Source organism: Curtobacterium poinsettiae, from assembly GCF_025677645.1.
Taxonomy (GTDB): Bacteria; Actinomycetota; Actinomycetes; order Actinomycetales; family Microbacteriaceae; genus Curtobacterium; species Curtobacterium poinsettiae_A.
This window is the reverse complement of the sequence record NZ_CP106879.1, coordinates 3243041-3258029: the sequence shown is the minus strand read 5'-3', so window position 1 is coordinate 3258029 and position 14989 is coordinate 3243041. Positions and strand designations below refer to the sequence as shown.

General features: G+C 71.7%; 15 protein-coding genes. 8 read left to right on the top strand and 7 right to left on the bottom strand.

Annotated elements, in window-relative coordinates; all coding sequences use genetic code 11:
• The first annotated feature begins 13 nt into the window (after nucleotides 1-13).
• The 4 genes from OE229_RS15590 (at nucleotide 14) to OE229_RS15575 (ending at nucleotide 3926) form a co-directional block, all read left to right on the top strand.
• A complete protein-coding gene (locus OE229_RS15590) occupies nucleotides 14-1369 on the top strand; it encodes an MFS transporter (protein WP_262138769.1) in 1356 nt (451 codons plus the stop codon).
• Entirely contained in the window at nucleotides 1366-1707 is a 342-nt protein-coding gene (locus OE229_RS15585) for an L-rhamnose mutarotase (RefSeq protein ID WP_259579798.1), read from the top strand. Before OE229_RS15590 ends, OE229_RS15585 begins: the two co-directional genes overlap by 4 nt.
• 25 nt (nucleotides 1708-1732) lie before the next feature.
• Nucleotides 1733-2653, top strand: coding sequence for a metallophosphoesterase (locus OE229_RS15580; RefSeq protein ID WP_262138768.1), 921 nt, complete (start codon nucleotides 1733-1735; stop codon nucleotides 2651-2653).
• Nucleotides 2654-2864: 211 nt separating this feature from the next.
• The gene (locus OE229_RS15575) at nucleotides 2865-3926 is read left to right on the top strand and encodes an NADP-dependent oxidoreductase (RefSeq protein WP_209133962.1); all 1062 of its coding nucleotides are present in this window, start codon (nucleotides 2865-2867) and stop codon (nucleotides 3924-3926) included.
• A gap of 88 nt (nucleotides 3927-4014) precedes the next feature.
• Here the strand turns inward: OE229_RS15575 and OE229_RS15570 are convergent, their stop codons facing one another.
• The 4 genes from OE229_RS15570 to OE229_RS15555 form a co-directional block, all read right to left on the bottom strand.
• On the bottom strand, nucleotides 4015-4875 hold the full coding sequence (locus OE229_RS15570) for an ABC transporter permease (protein WP_259579794.1): 861 nt from the start codon (nucleotides 4873-4875) through the stop codon (nucleotides 4015-4017).
• Nucleotides 4862-5791, bottom strand: coding sequence for an ABC transporter ATP-binding protein (locus OE229_RS15565; RefSeq protein WP_262140054.1), 930 nt, complete (start codon nucleotides 5789-5791; stop codon nucleotides 4862-4864). Before OE229_RS15565 ends, OE229_RS15570 begins: the two co-directional genes overlap by 14 nt.
• Nucleotides 5792-5877: 86 nt before the next feature.
• On the bottom strand, nucleotides 5878-6954 hold the full coding sequence (locus tag OE229_RS15560; RefSeq protein WP_262138767.1) for a LolA family protein: 1077 nt from the start codon (nucleotides 6952-6954) through the stop codon (nucleotides 5878-5880).
• 81 nt (nucleotides 6955-7035) lie between these two features.
• Nucleotides 7036-7518 (bottom strand): ribose-5-phosphate isomerase, encoded by a 483-nt coding sequence (locus tag OE229_RS15555; RefSeq protein WP_182066823.1) that lies wholly within the window; start codon nucleotides 7516-7518, stop codon nucleotides 7036-7038.
• A 115-nt stretch (nucleotides 7519-7633) separates the two neighbouring features.
• Between OE229_RS15555 and OE229_RS15550 the strand changes: the two genes are divergently transcribed.
• Nucleotides 7634-8596 (top strand): sugar-binding transcriptional regulator, encoded by a 963-nt coding sequence (locus tag OE229_RS15550; protein WP_259579780.1) that lies wholly within the window; start codon nucleotides 7634-7636, stop codon nucleotides 8594-8596.
• Between the two features lie 228 nt (nucleotides 8597-8824).
• On the opposite strand, the gene OE229_RS15545 is transcribed toward OE229_RS15550, so the two are convergent.
• Nucleotides 8825-9349, bottom strand: a complete 525-nt coding sequence (locus tag OE229_RS15545; RefSeq protein WP_182066825.1) for a DinB family protein — start codon at nucleotides 9347-9349, stop codon at nucleotides 8825-8827.
• Nucleotides 9350-9540: 191 nt separating this feature from the next.
• Here OE229_RS15545 and OE229_RS15540 point away from each other — a divergent pair, with 191 nt between their 5' ends.
• The gene (locus OE229_RS15540) at nucleotides 9541-11073 is read left to right on the top strand and encodes an MFS transporter (protein ID WP_262138765.1); all 1533 of its coding nucleotides are present in this window, start codon (nucleotides 9541-9543) and stop codon (nucleotides 11071-11073) included.
• Nucleotides 11074-11187: 114 nt separating this feature from the next.
• Here OE229_RS15540 and OE229_RS15535 read toward each other — a convergent pair whose 3' ends face one another.
• The gene (locus OE229_RS15535; RefSeq protein ID WP_182066827.1) at nucleotides 11188-12216 is read right to left on the bottom strand and encodes a GTP-binding protein; all 1029 of its coding nucleotides are present in this window, start codon (nucleotides 12214-12216) and stop codon (nucleotides 11188-11190) included.
• A 45-nt stretch (nucleotides 12217-12261) separates the two neighbouring features.
• Here OE229_RS15535 and ykgO point away from each other — a divergent pair, with 45 nt between their 5' ends.
• Nucleotides 12262-12384, top strand: coding sequence for a type B 50S ribosomal protein L36 (ykgO, locus tag OE229_RS15530; protein WP_182066828.1), 123 nt, complete (start codon nucleotides 12262-12264; stop codon nucleotides 12382-12384).
• Nucleotides 12385-12412: 28 nt separating this feature from the next.
• Entirely contained in the window at nucleotides 12413-13069 is a 657-nt protein-coding gene (locus tag OE229_RS15525; protein WP_259579758.1) for a histidine phosphatase family protein, read from the top strand.
• A 133-nt stretch (nucleotides 13070-13202) separates the two neighbouring features.
• Here OE229_RS15525 and OE229_RS15520 read toward each other — a convergent pair whose 3' ends face one another.
• Nucleotides 13203-14936, bottom strand: coding sequence for a glycerol-3-phosphate dehydrogenase/oxidase (locus tag OE229_RS15520; protein ID WP_262138764.1), 1734 nt, complete (start codon nucleotides 14934-14936; stop codon nucleotides 13203-13205).
• Nucleotides 14937-14989 lie beyond the last annotated feature (53 nt).

Genomic DNA, 14989 nt, shown 5'->3' with positions numbered 1-14989 from the left:
GAACGGAGGACCAATGGCGGTCCGCATCGGAGCCCGGAACACCACGGGCTGGAAGGCCACCGTCTCGGTGGCCATGTCGAACTACATCGAGTCGGGGTCGATCATCGCGATCGCCACGAGCCTGAGCCTGTGGCAGGCGGAGTTCCGGATCGGCGACCTCGAGGTCGGCCTGCTGGCGAGCCTGTCCGCGAACGCCTTCGGTGCCGCCGTCGGCGCGATCGTCGGCGGACCGCTGTGCGACCGGTTCGGCCGGAAGTTCATCTACACGTACGACCTGCTCCTGTACATGCTCGGCATCCTGCTCGCGGTGTTCGCCGGCAGCTACGGCATGCTCCTGGTCGGCTTCGTCCTGACCGGCATCGCCGTCGGGGCGGGCGTGCCGGCGAGCTGGACCTACATCGCCGAGCAGGCCCCCGCGGACAAGCGCGCGGCCCACGTCGGCACGGCACAGCTCGCGTGGTCGATCGGGCCGATGGTCGGGTTCGCCCTGGCGATCGCCGCGGCACCCCTCGGCCTGCTCGGCAGCCGCCTCATCTTCGCCCACCTGTTCGTCGTCGCCGCGATCGTGTGGTGGCTCCGCCGCGGGCTGCCCGAGTCGGCGATCTGGAAGGACGAGCGCGCGGCCACCGGCACGGCGAACTTCTTCCACGGGATCACGCAGCTGTTCAGCCGCCGGAAGAACCTGACCGCGATGCTGTTCCTGTTCGGCGTCTACGCGCTCTGGAACACCGTCGCCGGGCAGGCCGGCATCTTCCAGCCCCGGGTCTACGCGGCGACCGGGGTCACGAGCGTCACCGAGCAGTACGGACTGCAGATCCTGGTCTGGGGCTGCACCGTGGCCGCGACGTACTTCGGCTTCATGCGGTACGCCGACCGGGTCAGCCGCCGAGCGCTCTACGCCGCCGGGGCCGTGCTGGCGATCATCGCGTGGGCCGTGCTCATCTACGCGCCCGCCAACCTCGGCACCCTGCTGTTCTTCGCCGTGGCGTGGGGCATCTCGTCGGGCATCGGCGCGCAGGCGTTCTACGGCCTGTGGACGAGCGAGCTCTTCGCCACCCGGTACCGCGCCAGCGCCCAGGGCGTGCTGTTCCTGGCCGCCCGCGTCATGGTCGGCCTGCTGAGCATCTGGTTCCCGCTGCTGCTGTCGGACATCGGGCTGCGGGCCCTCGGCGGCCTGATCCTCGGGCTCCTCGCGCTGTCGTTCCTGGTCGGCACGATCTGGGCACCGCGCACCCAGGGCAAGACCCTCGAGGCGATCGAGGCCGAGCGCTACGGCACCGTCACCACGGTCACCGGGACGGTCCGCACCGCCGACGAGCGCACCGTCCACGACGCCGAGCAGCGTCGCCGCGAACAGGCCGGCCGGTGACCCGCGTCTGCTTCCGGCTGCAGGTGCAGGTCGAGCTGCTCGACGCCTACCGCGAGCGGCACGCCGCCGTGTGGCCGGCGATGCTCCGGGCGATCGCGGCGGCGGGGCGGCGGAACTACTCGCTGTTCCTCGACGACGACGGGCTGCTCATCGGGTACTACGAGACCGATTCGGTGGCCGGTGCGGACGCGGCACTCGCCGCATCCGAGGTGGCCGCGGCGTGGGAGGCGCACATGCGGGACCTCTTCGCCGGGGCCACCGGGCGCGCCGACCAGACGGCGCGGGTGCTGCCCGAGGTCTTCAACCTCGAGGACCAGTTGGCCGCCGCACCGGACTGACGGGGGCCGTGGCTACCGTGGACGCATGCAGCCGCCAGCAGCCGGGACCCTCCGCATCCTCCACCTCTCCGACACCCACCTGACCGGCGACGGAGCCCTGCACCAGGGCGCGGTCGACACCACGGCCGCACTCGAACGGCTGCTCGCCCACGTCGACCAGGTGCCCGGCATCGGGCTGGTGGTGGTCTCGGGCGACGTCTCCGAGGACGGCAGCCCCGAGTCCTACGCGACCGTGCGGGACCGCGTCGGCGGCTGGGCGGAGCGGCACGGTGCGGCCTTCGTCGCGGTCCCCGGCAACCACGACCTGCGCGAGGGCTTCCGACAGGTCCTGGCGAACGGGCACGTCCTGGGCCAGGGCGCCACGGCGCTGATGCACACGATGGAGTACCTGCCCCCGACGGTCCCCGTCTCCGGGCAGTCGGTCGTCGCGGGTCGCCGGATCGTGACCGTCGACACGAGCGTCCCGGGAGCCGGGTACGGCGAGCTCAGCGACACCGCGCTCGAGCACCTGCGCACGGCCCTCGCCGAAGGCGCAGCCGACGCCCCGCACGGCACCGTCGTCGTCCTGCACCACCCGCCGCTGCCCGCCCCGACCGAGCTGCACGAGGCCCTCCGCCTGCAGAACCCCGAGGCGCTCGCCGATGTCATCCGTGGTTCCGACGTGCGGGTCGTCCTCGCCGGCCACTACCACCACCACTTCGCCGGGTCGCTCGCCGGCGTCCCGGTCCTCGTCGCCCCCGGTGTCGCGAACGACACCGACGTCGTCGGCCCGTACGACGAGGAATCGGCCGTCGTCGACAGCGGCGCACTCGTCGTCGACGTCTCCGCGGACGGCTCCGTCTGGTCGACACCGGTTCGCGTGTCACGGGGCGACGCCGACCCGCGGGCGTTCCGCCTCGACCCCGAGACGGTCCGCGCCGTCATCGCGGCCGCCGGCAAGCACTGAGCACGCTTGCGAGGGCTCGACGCGCGGGCTCCGCGCACGGTCCCCACGCGCGGTGGACGCGCGTGACGGCGGCCTGGAGGCCCGTGCCGGCGCCGCTGCGGGCCTCCAGTCCGTCGTCTGGTCACGTCCACAGCCGCGGTACCCCGCGTCTTCGGGTTGCGTGCGGGAACACCGAGTAGCACGGACGCACACCTGGAGCGAAGGAGCACCCATGCGAGTCGGCAGTGCAGTGCAGTACGACCGGTACGGCGACTTCGACGTCGTCGAGCTCGTCCCCCAGCAGAAGCCCGAGGCCGGACCGGGCGAGATCGTCGTCGAGATCGTGGCCGCGGGCCTGAACCACATCGAGCGGTTCCTGCGCGAGGGGAAGCTTCGCGACCACGTCGACCTCGAGTTCCCCGCACACCAGGGCGTCGACTTCGCCGGCATCGTGCGCGCGCGGGGCGACGGCGTCAAGGACCTCCGCATCGGCGACGAGGTGATGGGGCACGCGCCGACCGGCGGCGCCCACGCCACCTGGATCGCGGTGCCGCGCGGCGCCGTCATCAAGAAGCCGGAGCACGTCGGGTGGGAGGTCGCCGGCGGCCTGTACCTGGCCGGCTGCACCGCGGTGTCGGTCGTCCGGTCGCTCCGTCTCGGACCGCAGGACACCGTCGTGATCTCGGCCGCAGCCGGTGGCGTCGGACACATCGAGTGCCAGCTCGCGCACGACGCCGGCGCGACCGTGATCGCCCTCGGCAGCCCCCGCAACCACGACTACCTGCGACAGATCGGCACGCTGCCCGTCGCCTACGGTGCGGGCGAGGAGGACCGCATCCGCGACATCGCCGACGGCCGACCGATCACCGCGTTCATCGACAACCACGGCGAGAGCAACGCGGAGCTGCTGGCCGAACGTCTCGGCGTCGCCCAGGAGCGGTTCGTGTCGTCCGAGGACCGCCGCGACATCGAGATCCGGTTCCTCCGCGCACCCGCCGAGGACGAGGAGACCCGTGAGTTGCTCACCCTGCTGACGAAGGCCGTGCAGGACCGTCGCGTGCAGGTGCTGATCTCGGGCTTCTACCCGTTCGAGTACATCGTCGAGGCGTACGAGGACCTGGCCGAGATGAAGTCCCGCGGCAAGGTCGTGATCGGCATGCAGACGGTGGAGACCGGGGCGCGGCTCGACTGGTACCGCTCCGAGAAGGCCCGTGACCTGCGCGACCGGTACGCCGATGCGCGGGGGACCGACACGGAGACGATGGCCGGCGGATCGGCCTCGCCCGCGGGCTGAGCGGGCTGAGCGAGCTGAGCGAGCTGAGCGGGCTGAGCGAGCTGAGCGTCGCAGGGGCCCGACACCTTCGTGCCGGGCCCCTGCCGCGTCAGCTCAGGATGTCCTTCGAGGCGAACCGGCTGTACGCCAGCGCCCCGAACACCACCACGTACCCGAGCTGCAGCAGCGCGTTCGACCCGAACGAGTCGAACGAGATCGGGTCGCGCAGCAGGTCGCCGAAGCCGAGCCACTGGTGCGAGAACAGGAACGGGTGCAGCCAGTCGAGCTGAGGGAGCTGGTCGAGCACCTGCGACGCCCCGGCGAGCACGACCGTCGCGGCCATCGCCCCGACCGGCACGTTCGTCAGCGTCGACGTGAACATGCCGATCGCCACGAGCCCGAGCATCGACATCGCGACGTACAGCGCGAGCAGCAGGGCGCGGCCGGCGTACGACCAGCCGCCCACCTGGGTGCCGGAGAGCAGCGTGACGGGACCGATCGGGAACAGCACGGCGCCGATCGCCGCACCGACCAGCACCACCAGCAGCGTGGCGGCCAGGCAGAACGCGACGGCACCGGCGAACTTCACCAGGATGAACCGCACGCGGCCCGTCGGTGCGACGAGCAGGTAACGGATCGTGCCGTGGCTGGCCTCGCCCGCGACGGTGTCCCCGGCGACCACGCCGACGGTCAGCGGCAGGAACAGTGGGATCGACACCGTCAGTGCGGTGAACGCCACGAACAGGCCGTTGTTGGTGATGTCGCCGAGGAACGCCGGCCCGCCGTCGTCACCGTCGGTCGTGAGCTTCACGGCGACCGCGATCAGGACCGGCACGAGCGCGAGTGCCCCGAGCATCGCCCAGGTGCGGCGACGCCGGAACACCAGCGCGAGTTCGGAACCGAGCAGTGCGAACGGGCGCTGCCGGCGGCGGACGGGCAGAGCGCGCACGGCCGCGTCAGGCTGCGACATCGAATCCCTCTCCGGTGAGTGCGACGAACAGGTCCTCGAGGGTGCCGCCGCCCACCGTCAGGCCGCGGACCCGGACATCGGCGCGCACGAGTTCCGCGGTGATCGTCTCCGGCAGCAGCTCGTTCGGCAGATCGGCCACCAGCACGTCGGCCCCGCCGTCGTGCCGCGGGGTGAGCCCGAGCCGGGTGAGGACGGTACCGGCCTGTCCGATGTCGGGCGTCCGTACGGTCACGGTCCGGGCCCCGGCTGCGCGCAGCTCGTCGAGGGGGCCCTGCGCGACGATCTTGCCCGTCCGCATGACGGCTGCGTGCGTGCAGACCTGTTCGATCTCGGCCAGCAGGTGGCTCGACACGAACACCGTGCTGCCGTCGTCGGCCAGGGAACGGATGAGGCTGCGGACCTCGCGCGTGCCCTGCGGGTCGAGGCCGTTCGTCGGCTCGTCGAGCACCAGCAGGTCGCGCGGTGACCGCAGGGCGTTCGCGAGACCGAGCCGCTGCTTCATGCCGAGGGAGTACGAGTGCGCCTTCTTGTCCGCCGCGTGGGTCAGCCCGACGCGGTCGAGGGCACCGGCGACGCGGGCCTTGCGGGTGCGCGGGTCCGACGTGGGGTCGGCGGCGTCGAAGCGCTGCAGGTTGGCCCGTCCGGAGAGGTACGGGTAGAAGGCCGGTCCCTCGACGAGCGCGCCGACGCGGGGCAGGACGTCGTGCAGCGCCTTCGGCATCGGTTCGCCGAGCAGCTCGATCGTTCCGCCGCTCGCGCTCGACAGCCCGAGCAGCATCCGGATCGTGGTGGTCTTGCCGGAACCGTTCGGCCCGAGGAACCCGAACACCGCGCCGCGCGGCACCGCCAGGTCGATCCCGTCGACCGCACGCTGCTTGCGGAACACCTTCTGGAGGCCCGTGGTGCGGATCGCCAGGTCGGGTCCCTGCCCGGACGTGCTGACCTGGTGGTCGGCTGTGGTCGGCTCGCGGTCGGCTGCGTGCACCTCGTGGTCGTCCGCGCTCACTTCGCGGCGTCGACCAGGGAAGCGACCGGCACGGCGCCCGCGAGCACGCGGCCGTCGTCGGTCAGGTAGACCGAGACGAGCGACGTCTGCACGGCACGGCCGCCGTCGACGGGCTTCGTCAGCTGGTCGAGCAGACCGGAGGCCTCGCCCTCGAGCCCGGACCGGTCGACCGTGCCGGCGGGGAGCTCGGTGATGGTGCTCCAGCCCGTGCCGGTGAAGGTCGGCTCGTCACCGCTCGGGGTGCCACGGTGGTCGCCGTGCTCACCCTTCGTGTGGGATCCGGCCCCGGACAGGTCCTTCTCGGTCACCTTCGCGTTCGACGGCGGGGAGAAGTCGAAGAGCCGGGCCGCCGGGGCGCCGTAGTCGAGGCTCGTGAAACCGACCTGCACCGCGGGGTCGTCCGCGCCCGCGGCCTCGACGCTCGCGCGGAGCGGGAGTCCGGTCTGCTGGTCGACGGCCAGCCGGACGGCTCCGACGAGGGTGTCGGACGACTTCGGCGTCAGGGTGATCTGCCACGCGTCGTGTCCGGCGACGCTGACCTCGGTCGGATTCGACACGGTGGTGGTCGGGGTGATCGCGTCGATGGCCTGCTCCGCGATGTCGGCCGGGGTGGTCGTGCCGTCCCGCGGGTCCTTCGCGGTGTCGCTCGGCAGGGTCACGTGCGTGGCCGTGCGCCCCTTCGAGTCCCAGGTCCAGACGTCCGAGCCGTTGCGGACGACGTCCTGCTCGGCGAGCTGCTGCGTCAGCTGGACGCGCTGCTTGTCGGGGCCGTCGACGTAGACACGGGCGGTGTGCGATGCGGTGAGCAGCCCGAGCACGTCGGAGGCGTCGCCCTCGAGCGAGGAGCCGCCGGAACCGGTGGGCAGTTCGGGGAGACCGAGCGCGCTCGTCTGCGAGAGCTTGCCCGAGTACTGGGCGTCCGACGACTTCGCGATGCTGGCGATGACGGCCGCCGCGCTGGGGTTCGTCCCCGCGATCGGGTCGTTCGCGGCGTTCGCGATCACCGGGGCGGCAACGGCGCCGGCCACGACGACCGGAGCGATGACGGCTGGTAGCCAGGCTGACTTCTTCATCGGGTTCCCCTCGTGGAGCATCTGAGTCGTCGGTACCGTACGTCCGGCCCCCGACAGGCAGCTGGGCGTTGCGCGTGGGTCCTACGCCTGGGCGTCCACGCCCGCGGGAGCGCTGCCGTCGTACGCGCAGATCGCGTCGACCTTCTCGGCGCTCGCGCTGGAGGTGTCGAAGGTGTAGCCGAGCCACTCCTTCGCCAGGCGACGCGCGAGCTCGATGCCGACGACCCGCTGCCCCATGCAGAGGACCTGGGCGTCGTTCGACAGGACCGAGCGCTCCACGCTGTAGGAGTCGTGCGCGGTGACGGCGCGGATGCCCGGCACCTTGTTGGCGCTGATCGCCACGCCCAGCCCGGTGCCGCAGATCAGGATCGCCCGGTCGGCCTCGCCCTCCGCCACCAGCCGTGCGGCGTCGACCGCCACGTGCGGGTACGCGGTGTGGCCGTCCGCGTCGACGCCGACGTCCCGCACGTCGGACACCCGGTCGTCGGCGAGCAGGTCGGCCTTGATGATCTCCTTGTAGTCGAACCCGGCGTCGTCGGACCCGATCACGAGACGGTACGTCATGTCTGTGCTCCTCCCGCGCCACGGGGTTCCGGGCGCTCCCGGACCAGTCTGCGACGGCCGTGGACATCTGTCCAGCACACAATTTCTGCGTCGCGTGTGGCGGTAGCATCGCACCATGTCGGCCGAGACCCCCACCCCGGACGGAGCCCGCACCCGGTTCCCGCTGGACACCGTCTACCAGGCGGCGCGGATGTACTATCTCGAGGACGCCACGCAGGTCGAGATCGCCTCCCGCCTCGGGGTCTCGCGCCCGACCGTCTCGCGGCTCGTGGCCGAGGCCCGCAGGGCCGGACTCGTCCGCATCGAGGTCGTCGACCCGTTCCAGGACGAGACCGTGGCGCTCGCCGAACGGCTGCAGGTCGTGCTCGGGCTCCGCGCGGTGCACCTCGCCGCCGTCACCCACGCGGCCACGCTCGGCGCCGACCTGGCGGCACCGCTGGCCGCCGCGGTCGAGGGCATGGGGCTCGTCCCCGGCGACGCCGTCCTGATGTCGTCCGGCCGCACCGTGTACGACGTCGCGCGGTCCGGCATGCCGACCATGCCCGGGGTGCAGCTCGTCCCGACCGTGGGCGGGCAGGCCGACCCGATGCCGTGGTTCCAGACGAACGAGATCACCCGGACGGCCGCGGAGCACTCCGGCGCGATCCCGGCGTTCCTGTTCGCCCAGGCACTGCCGTCCCCGGTGATGCGTTCCACCCTCGACGAGGACCCGGCGTTCCAGCACGTCGTCGGGCTCTGGAGCCGGGCGAAGGGCGCGATCCTCGGCATCGGGGCGCCGACCCACACACGGGACGCCCTGGCCCGGGGCATCCCGGTCGAGGACGTCGCGTTCGACCGTGCCGCCGGCGACGTCTGCCTGAACTTCTACGCCGCGGACGGCTCGCCGATCGAGTTCCCCGGCAGCGACCGGATGGTGCGGACCTCGCGCGCGGTCCTGTCGACCGTGCCGCATGCGGTCGGGGTCGCCGTGGGCAGCGCCAAGGTGACGAGCATCGTCGCCGCGGTACGGGGCGGACTGGTCAACGAGCTGGTGACGGACGCCGCGACGGCGCGCGCCGTGCTCGACGCCCTCGCCTGAGCGCTCCGGCTCGGCGCCCGATCCTTCCCATCACGCGCGCGATGGAGGGTGGATTCGGGCATACCTGGTCGTTTCTTCGTGGCAGGTACGCCCGGTTCTGGCAGGTACGCCCGGGTTCGGTCGGCACGCCCGGGTTCGGTCGGTACGCCCGGGGCCGGGGTGACCGGGTGGCGGCCTGGAGGCGCGGGGCGGGGCCGCACCGCGCCTCCCGGCCGGCGGTCCCCAGGTCTAGAGCGTGCGCCGCACGTCCCACAGGTGGTGCACCGGGTCGTGCGCGTAGTAGGTGGCGAGCGTCGCGACGGTGAAGGCGCTGCCGTCGGACCGGAGCCCGGTGCGCTCGAGCACTGCGTCGGGCACCGCCGCGAAGGCCCGGGCCGCGCGGTCGGCCGACTCCCGCAGCTCCCGGGCGACGACCGCGGGGTCCTGCTCGCCGTAGCGGGCCTCGACGGCGGTGGCGTCCTGGTCCCAGTTCGGGAACGTCGGGGCGTCCTCGGTGAGCATGAGCTCGAGGCGCTCGGCCATCTTCCGGTGCACGTCCCGCACGTGGGCGCCGTACTCGAGTGGCGACCACGTGTGGTCGTCCGGACGGTCACGGACGTCGTCGCGCCGCAGGACCTCCGGCCACGCGGCGGTGTTCTCGTCGATGATGCCCGGCACGTCGCGGACGGTCACCGCGCTGCCGTCGTAGCCGCACTCGGGACACGCGGACTCGATGACCCACGTCCAGTTCTTCGTCTCCGGTTCGATCGCCATGGGCCGAGGTTACGGCCTCGTCACTCAGCTTCCGGGTCCGCCGGACTGCTGCCGATCGGCGGCGGCCCCCGTTCGGGTGACACGCCGTTCCCTGAGAATCACCGGCCAATGACATTTCGGTTGCTCGGTAACGTCGCTCGCTGTTCTGGGCCGGTTCCCGACGGCCCACCGATCTTCTCGAGGAGCGATGCATGGGTTCCGACCCCAGCAGTACCCACCCCCGACCGCACCGGCGGCTGCGCGAGAGCGACGTCACCGTGGTCGACAAGAGCATGATGCGACGAGCCGTCAGCGGCATGGTCGTCGGCAACACCATGGAGTGGTACGACGTCGGTGTGTACGGCTACCTGGCCGTCACGATGGGGAAGGTCTTCCTGCCGACGGCCGAACCCGCGGTGCAGATCCTGTTCAGCCTCGGGGTCTTCGCGGCGACGTACATCGCGCGGCCGCTCGGTGGCATCGTCTTCGGTCGGCTCGGTGACCGGATCGGGCGCCAGAAGGTGCTCGCGACGACGCTGATCATGATGGCGGCGTCGACGTTCCTCATCGGCGCGCTCCCCGCGTACGCGACGATCGGCGTGTTCGCCCCCGTCGTGCTGGTCGTGCTGAAGCTGGCGCAGGGCTTCTCGACCGGTGGTGAGTACGCCGGGGCCACGACCTTCGTCACCGAGTACGCCCCGGACCGCCGCCGCGGGTTCTTCGCGAGCATCCTGGACTTCGGCAGCTACCTGGGCTTCGCGCTCGGTGCCACGGTCGTCTCGGTGCTGCAGATCACCCTGGGTGACGAGGCGATGACCGCCTACGGGTGGCGGTTCCCCTTCCTCGCCGCCGGTGTGATCGGTGTCGTGGCGATCTGGTTCCGCCTGCGGATCGAGGAGTCGCCGGTGTTCCAGGCGACCCAGGCCGCGCAGGAGGCAGCAACCGAGTCCCGTGCGTCCTTCGACGGTGAGCGTCCGGCCAACGTCGTCGCGATGGTGCGTCAGCACTGGCGTCCGATCGTCATCGCGATCATGCTCGTCGCCGCGTCGAACACCGTGGGCTACGCCCTGACCTCGTACATGCCGACGTACCTGACCGACTCGCTCGGGTACTCCGCCGTCGACGGCACGCTGCTGACGATCCCGGTGCTCCTGCTGCTCGCGGTGATGCTGCCGTTGACCGGCAAGCTCTCCGACCGCCTCGGCCGCCGCGTGGTGATGTGGATCGGTGCCGCCACCACCGTCGTGCTCGTCGTGCCGGCGTTCATGCTCATCGGGCACGGGGCGCAGTGGTCGACGCTCGCCGGCCTCGGGCTGCTCGCGCTGATGACCGCACTGTGGGTGTCGAACCAGGCTGCCTCGCTGCCGGCGCTGTTCCCGACCTCGACGCGGTACGGCGGCATGGGCTTCGCCTACAACATCGCGATCGCGGTGTTCGGCGGGACCACGCCCCTGATCGTGCAGGCGCTGCTCACCGCGACGGGTGACGAGCTCGCGCCGGCGTACTTCCTGATGGCGATGAGCGTCGTCGGTGCGATCGGTGTCTTCTGCATGAAGGAGTCCTCGCAGCGCCCGCTGCCCGGGTCGATGCCGTCGGTGGAGACCGAGGACGAGGCGAAGGAGCTCGTGCTCACGCAGGACACGAATCCGCACCTGGACCTCGGTGACCTGCCGTTCGCAGCGCAGGACGCAGCGGCTGCTGCGGCGCGCGAGGCTGCTGCGCGGGAGCCGTCGCCGGTGCGGTGACGCTGCGGCTCCCGTCCGTGCGTGCGTGCGCGCACTGCGACGATCCACGCGTCGATCGACGCGTGCTCTGTCACGACGTGCGCACGCACCCACCCGCCGCACCCGCCCGCCCCCTCACTCGTGCCGGTGCTCCGACGCAGGGTCCACCGCGGGCCACACCGGGAACGGGTCCGGCCAGCCGCGCCACACGTCCGGCCCGGCGAGCAGCTCCGACGGCGTGAGCAGCGCCCCGTCGAGCGCCCGCTCGATCGCCCGGACGTCGAGCTGCTCGCCGACGAACCACAGCGCCTGCCCGATCGGGGCGTCGGCGTCCCACGAGGGGTTCGCGGTGGGGTCGAGCGCGAGCATCGACCCGAAGCTCGACCACGAGCCGACGTGGTCCGGCCGGGACGCCAGGCGGAAGAACCCCCGCGACCGCAGCACGCGGCCGTTCACCCCGGCGGACAGGTCCTCGGCGATGACGGACGACAGTCGCCCGGGGTGGAACGGCAGCGGCTCCCGGTAGCGCATCGAGACCAGGGCGTCGCGGGCCTCACGCCCCGTGTCTGCACCGCTCGACAGCGCCCGCATCCAGCCGGCACCGGTGGCGAGCACCCGCGCGGCTCCACCGTTCGAGGCCGGCAGGTCGGCGGCACTGCGGATCGCAGGCAGGGCGACGATCACGGCCTGGGGCGCCATCCGGTGCAGCAGCGAGACGAGCGCCCGTCGCCGACGGCCGGACAGCGGTTCGATGCGGTCGAGGGCGATCACCGTCGCGTACTCGACGAGTGCGGCCATCCGGTCCGCGGCGACGAAGGCGTCGTCGACGTCCGACCACAGCAGGTGCGCGACGTCGTCGGCCCGCAGCACCCCGACGACGTGCCGCAGCACCCGGTCGTCGCCGGTCTCGGACCGTGCCGCGTTGGCGAGCAGCATGCCGACGGCTCGCGCATCGGCCCCGGGGTGCAGGGTGACGACGAGCCCGTGGGGCGCATCTGGCCCGCAGACCCGGTCGAGCTGGTCGGCGCGGTCGGCCACGGCACGGGCGGTGGCGAAGGCACTCCCGGCGACGTGCATCCGGTGCCCGTCCGAGATCCGGGCGGCGACGCGGTCGGCGTCGACCCGGTGCAGGGCGGTGACGAGGGTGATGGCAGCAGCACGCATGTCCGCTACTGTAACTGACAACCGTTATCAACAAGGAGGCTCGTCGTGAAGGTCCGCAACTCCCTCAAGGCCCTGAAGAAGATCCCCGGCTCGCAGGTGGTCCGACGCCGGGGCCGCGTCTACGTCATCAACAAGGAGAACCCCCGCTGGAACACCCGGCAGGGCTGACGTCAGCGGCGGTCCGTAGGGTGGCGGCATGCGACTGCTGCTCATCCGCCACGGCCAGACCCCCGCGAACGTGCACGGCATCCTCGATGCCGTGGTGCCCGGACCGGGGCTGACCGAGCTCGGGCAGCAGCAGGCCGACGCCCTGCCCGCAGCGCTCGCCGACCGGGGGATCGAGCGACTGTTCGTCTCGTCGATGGTCCGCACGCAGATCACCGCGGCGCCCCTCGCGACCTCGCTGGGCCTCGAGCCCGTGGTGCTGCCGGGCCTGCGTGAGATCGAGGCGGGTGACACGCAGGGCAAGAGCGACACGGTGTCCGTGCAGACCTACATCTCCACCGTGCACGGCTGGTCCGGCGGCGACCGCACGACCCGGATGCCCGGTGCCGAGAGCGGCACCGAGTTCTTCGAGCGTTACGACGACGCCGTCCGGCAGATCGAGACCACCGGGGTCGCGGTCGCCGCCGCCGTCAGCCACGGTGCCGCGATCCGCACGTGGGCGAGCGCAGCTGCGCAGAACACCCCGGACCACTTCGGCACCAAGCGCCACCTGGAGAACACCGGCATCGTCGAACTCGAGGGCTCGTTCGCCGACGGCTGGCGCCTGGTCGACTGGGAAGGCGAGCCGGTCGGCGGCGACCAGCTCATCGACCGCACGGCGCTCGACCCCACCGGCGAGCGGTTCTGACGCGACCAGCAGACAGACGGGAGGCCGGCCCCACCCGCCGGTACCGGCGCACCGCGCCAGCGGGGTGACGGCCGAGACGGGAGGCCCGGTACCAGCTGGTACCGGGCCTCCCGTCCGTTATCGGTCGCGTCGACTACGCGAGCTGCGACGCCGACGCGGACGTCAGCGGCACGATCACGCCGTGCGACTCACGCAGCACGTCGAGCGTGCGCTGGACCTCGTCCGCGCGCTCCTCGGTCGTCCAACCGAGCGCCTCGGCGAGCACGTCGGCCAGCTCGTCGAGCAGGTCGATCGTGACCCCGCCGACGAACGCCAGGTTCGTGCGGCGCAGGACGACGTCGACCAGGTGGACGGCCTGCTCGTGGCGGGCGAAGTACGCGACCTCGGCGCGGGTGAGCGACGGCTCGGACTCGAGCGGCTCGACCGGGCCGTCGGTCAGGACGTCCACGACCTCGGCGGCACGGGTGCCGTACCGCTCGAGCAGGCCCTCGACCAGGGACTCGTCCAGGCCGTCGCGGTGCGACTTGATCCACAGGGCGCGCTGGGCGTCGGTGGTCGGGAACTCCTTGCCACCGCCGATGGGCATGCCGGTGGTGTCGACCTTGCGGCTCATGCCGAGCTTGGTCGTCGCCTCCGTGGACAGGTGTGCAGCGAGGGCACGGAAGGTCGTCCACTTGCCACCGACGAGCGACAGCACGGTCGACTTCGGCAGCCCCGCGATCTGGGTGTCCACGATCCGGTAGTCACGGGACACGAAGCCGGGGGCGGTGTCCTCGTGGCGGGGGAGCGGGCGGATGCCGGAGTAGCTGTAGACGATGTGGTCGCGGGTGACGTCGATCTGCGGGAACACGTGCTTGACGAGCCCGAAGAAGTAGTCGATCTCCTCGTCGGTCGTCGTGACCGGCTTCGCGGGGTCGGCGTCGATGTCGGTCGTGCCGATGAGGACCCGGCCCTTGAGCGGGTAGATGAGGACGATGCGGCCGTCGTCGTTCTCGAAGAACAGCTCGCGGCCCTTGGTGGCCTCGAGCAGTTCGTCGTTGTGCACGACGATGTGCGAGCCCTTCGTGCCGCCCATGAACTTCGTCTCGCCGCCGAACGCCTCGTTCGTCAGGTCGGTCCAGGGGCCGGAGGCGTTGATCACGACGTCGGCCGTGAAGACGAACTCGTCGCCGGTCTCGCGGTCACGCAGCAGGACGCCGCCGTCGCGGGTGCCGGCTGCCTCGACGTAGTTGACGGCGCGTGCCTTGTCGGCTCCGGCGGCCAGGCCGTCCTTCAGGACGTCGAGGGCCAGGCGCTCGGGCTCGTGCACGCTCGCGTCGTAGTAGGTACCCGTGTACTTCAGGTCCTTGTTGAGGGCGGGCATGTCCTCGAGCGCGGCCTTCTTGGTGCGGAAGACGTGCTTCGGGACGGAGCCGCCGTCGCGCGAGAAGGAGTCGTAGATCGTCATGCCGATCTTGATGAGCATCGCGCCGCGCTCCTTGGTGGAGCGCTGCTTATGCGTCAGCATGCGCAGCGGGGCGTTCATGATGCCGGAGAACGTCGAGAAGATCGGCATGGTCGTCTGCAGCGGCTTGACGTAGTGCGGGGCGATGCGGATCAGGCCGTTGCGCTCCTGCACGCTCTCGCGCACCAGGCGGAACTCGCCGTTCTCCAGGTAGCGGATGCCGCCGTGGATCATGTGGCTCGAGGCCGCGGAGGCGCCGGAGGCGTAGTCGCCACGCTCGACCAGGGCGACGTCGACGCCCTGGAGCGCCAGGTCGCGGAACGTCGCGATGCCGTTGATGCCGCCGCCGACGACGAGGACCTGCGCGTTCGGGCGTTCGGTGAGGGCGGTCACCGTGTTCCGGGGCTGTGTCTTCTTCGACATGGTTCGTCGCTTCCTTCGTCTGTTCGTGGGGTCAGGATCGATCGTGCGCTCGT

Coding starts and splice junctions, on each gene's coding strand:
- OE229_RS15535 (WP_182066827.1), bottom strand. CDS start 12,216: ATGCGTGCTGCTGCCATCACCCTCGTCACCGCCCTGCACCGGGTCGAC.
- OE229_RS15520 (WP_262138764.1), bottom strand. CDS start 14,936: ATGTCGAAGAAGACACAGCCCCGGAACACGGTGACCGCCCTCACCGAA.
- OE229_RS15550 (WP_259579780.1), top strand. CDS start 7,634: ATGTCGGCCGAGACCCCCACCCCGGACGGAGCCCGCACCCGGTTCCCG.
- OE229_RS15525 (WP_259579758.1), top strand. CDS start 12,413: ATGCGACTGCTGCTCATCCGCCACGGCCAGACCCCCGCGAACGTGCAC.
- OE229_RS15570 (WP_259579794.1), bottom strand. CDS start 4,875: ATGTCGCAGCCTGACGCGGCCGTGCGCGCTCTGCCCGTCCGCCGCCGG.
- OE229_RS15580 (WP_262138768.1), top strand. CDS start 1,733: ATGCAGCCGCCAGCAGCCGGGACCCTCCGCATCCTCCACCTCTCCGAC.
- OE229_RS15555 (WP_182066823.1), bottom strand. CDS start 7,518: ATGACGTACCGTCTCGTGATCGGGTCCGACGACGCCGGGTTCGACTAC.
- OE229_RS15540 (WP_262138765.1), top strand. CDS start 9,541: ATGGGTTCCGACCCCAGCAGTACCCACCCCCGACCGCACCGGCGGCTG.
- OE229_RS15560 (WP_262138767.1), bottom strand. CDS start 6,954: ATGAAGAAGTCAGCCTGGCTACCAGCCGTCATCGCTCCGGTCGTCGTG.
- OE229_RS15545 (WP_182066825.1), bottom strand. CDS start 9,349: ATGGCGATCGAACCGGAGACGAAGAACTGGACGTGGGTCATCGAGTCC.
- OE229_RS15575 (WP_209133962.1), top strand. CDS start 2,865: ATGCGAGTCGGCAGTGCAGTGCAGTACGACCGGTACGGCGACTTCGAC.
- OE229_RS15590 (WP_262138769.1), top strand. CDS start 14: ATGGCGGTCCGCATCGGAGCCCGGAACACCACGGGCTGGAAGGCCACC.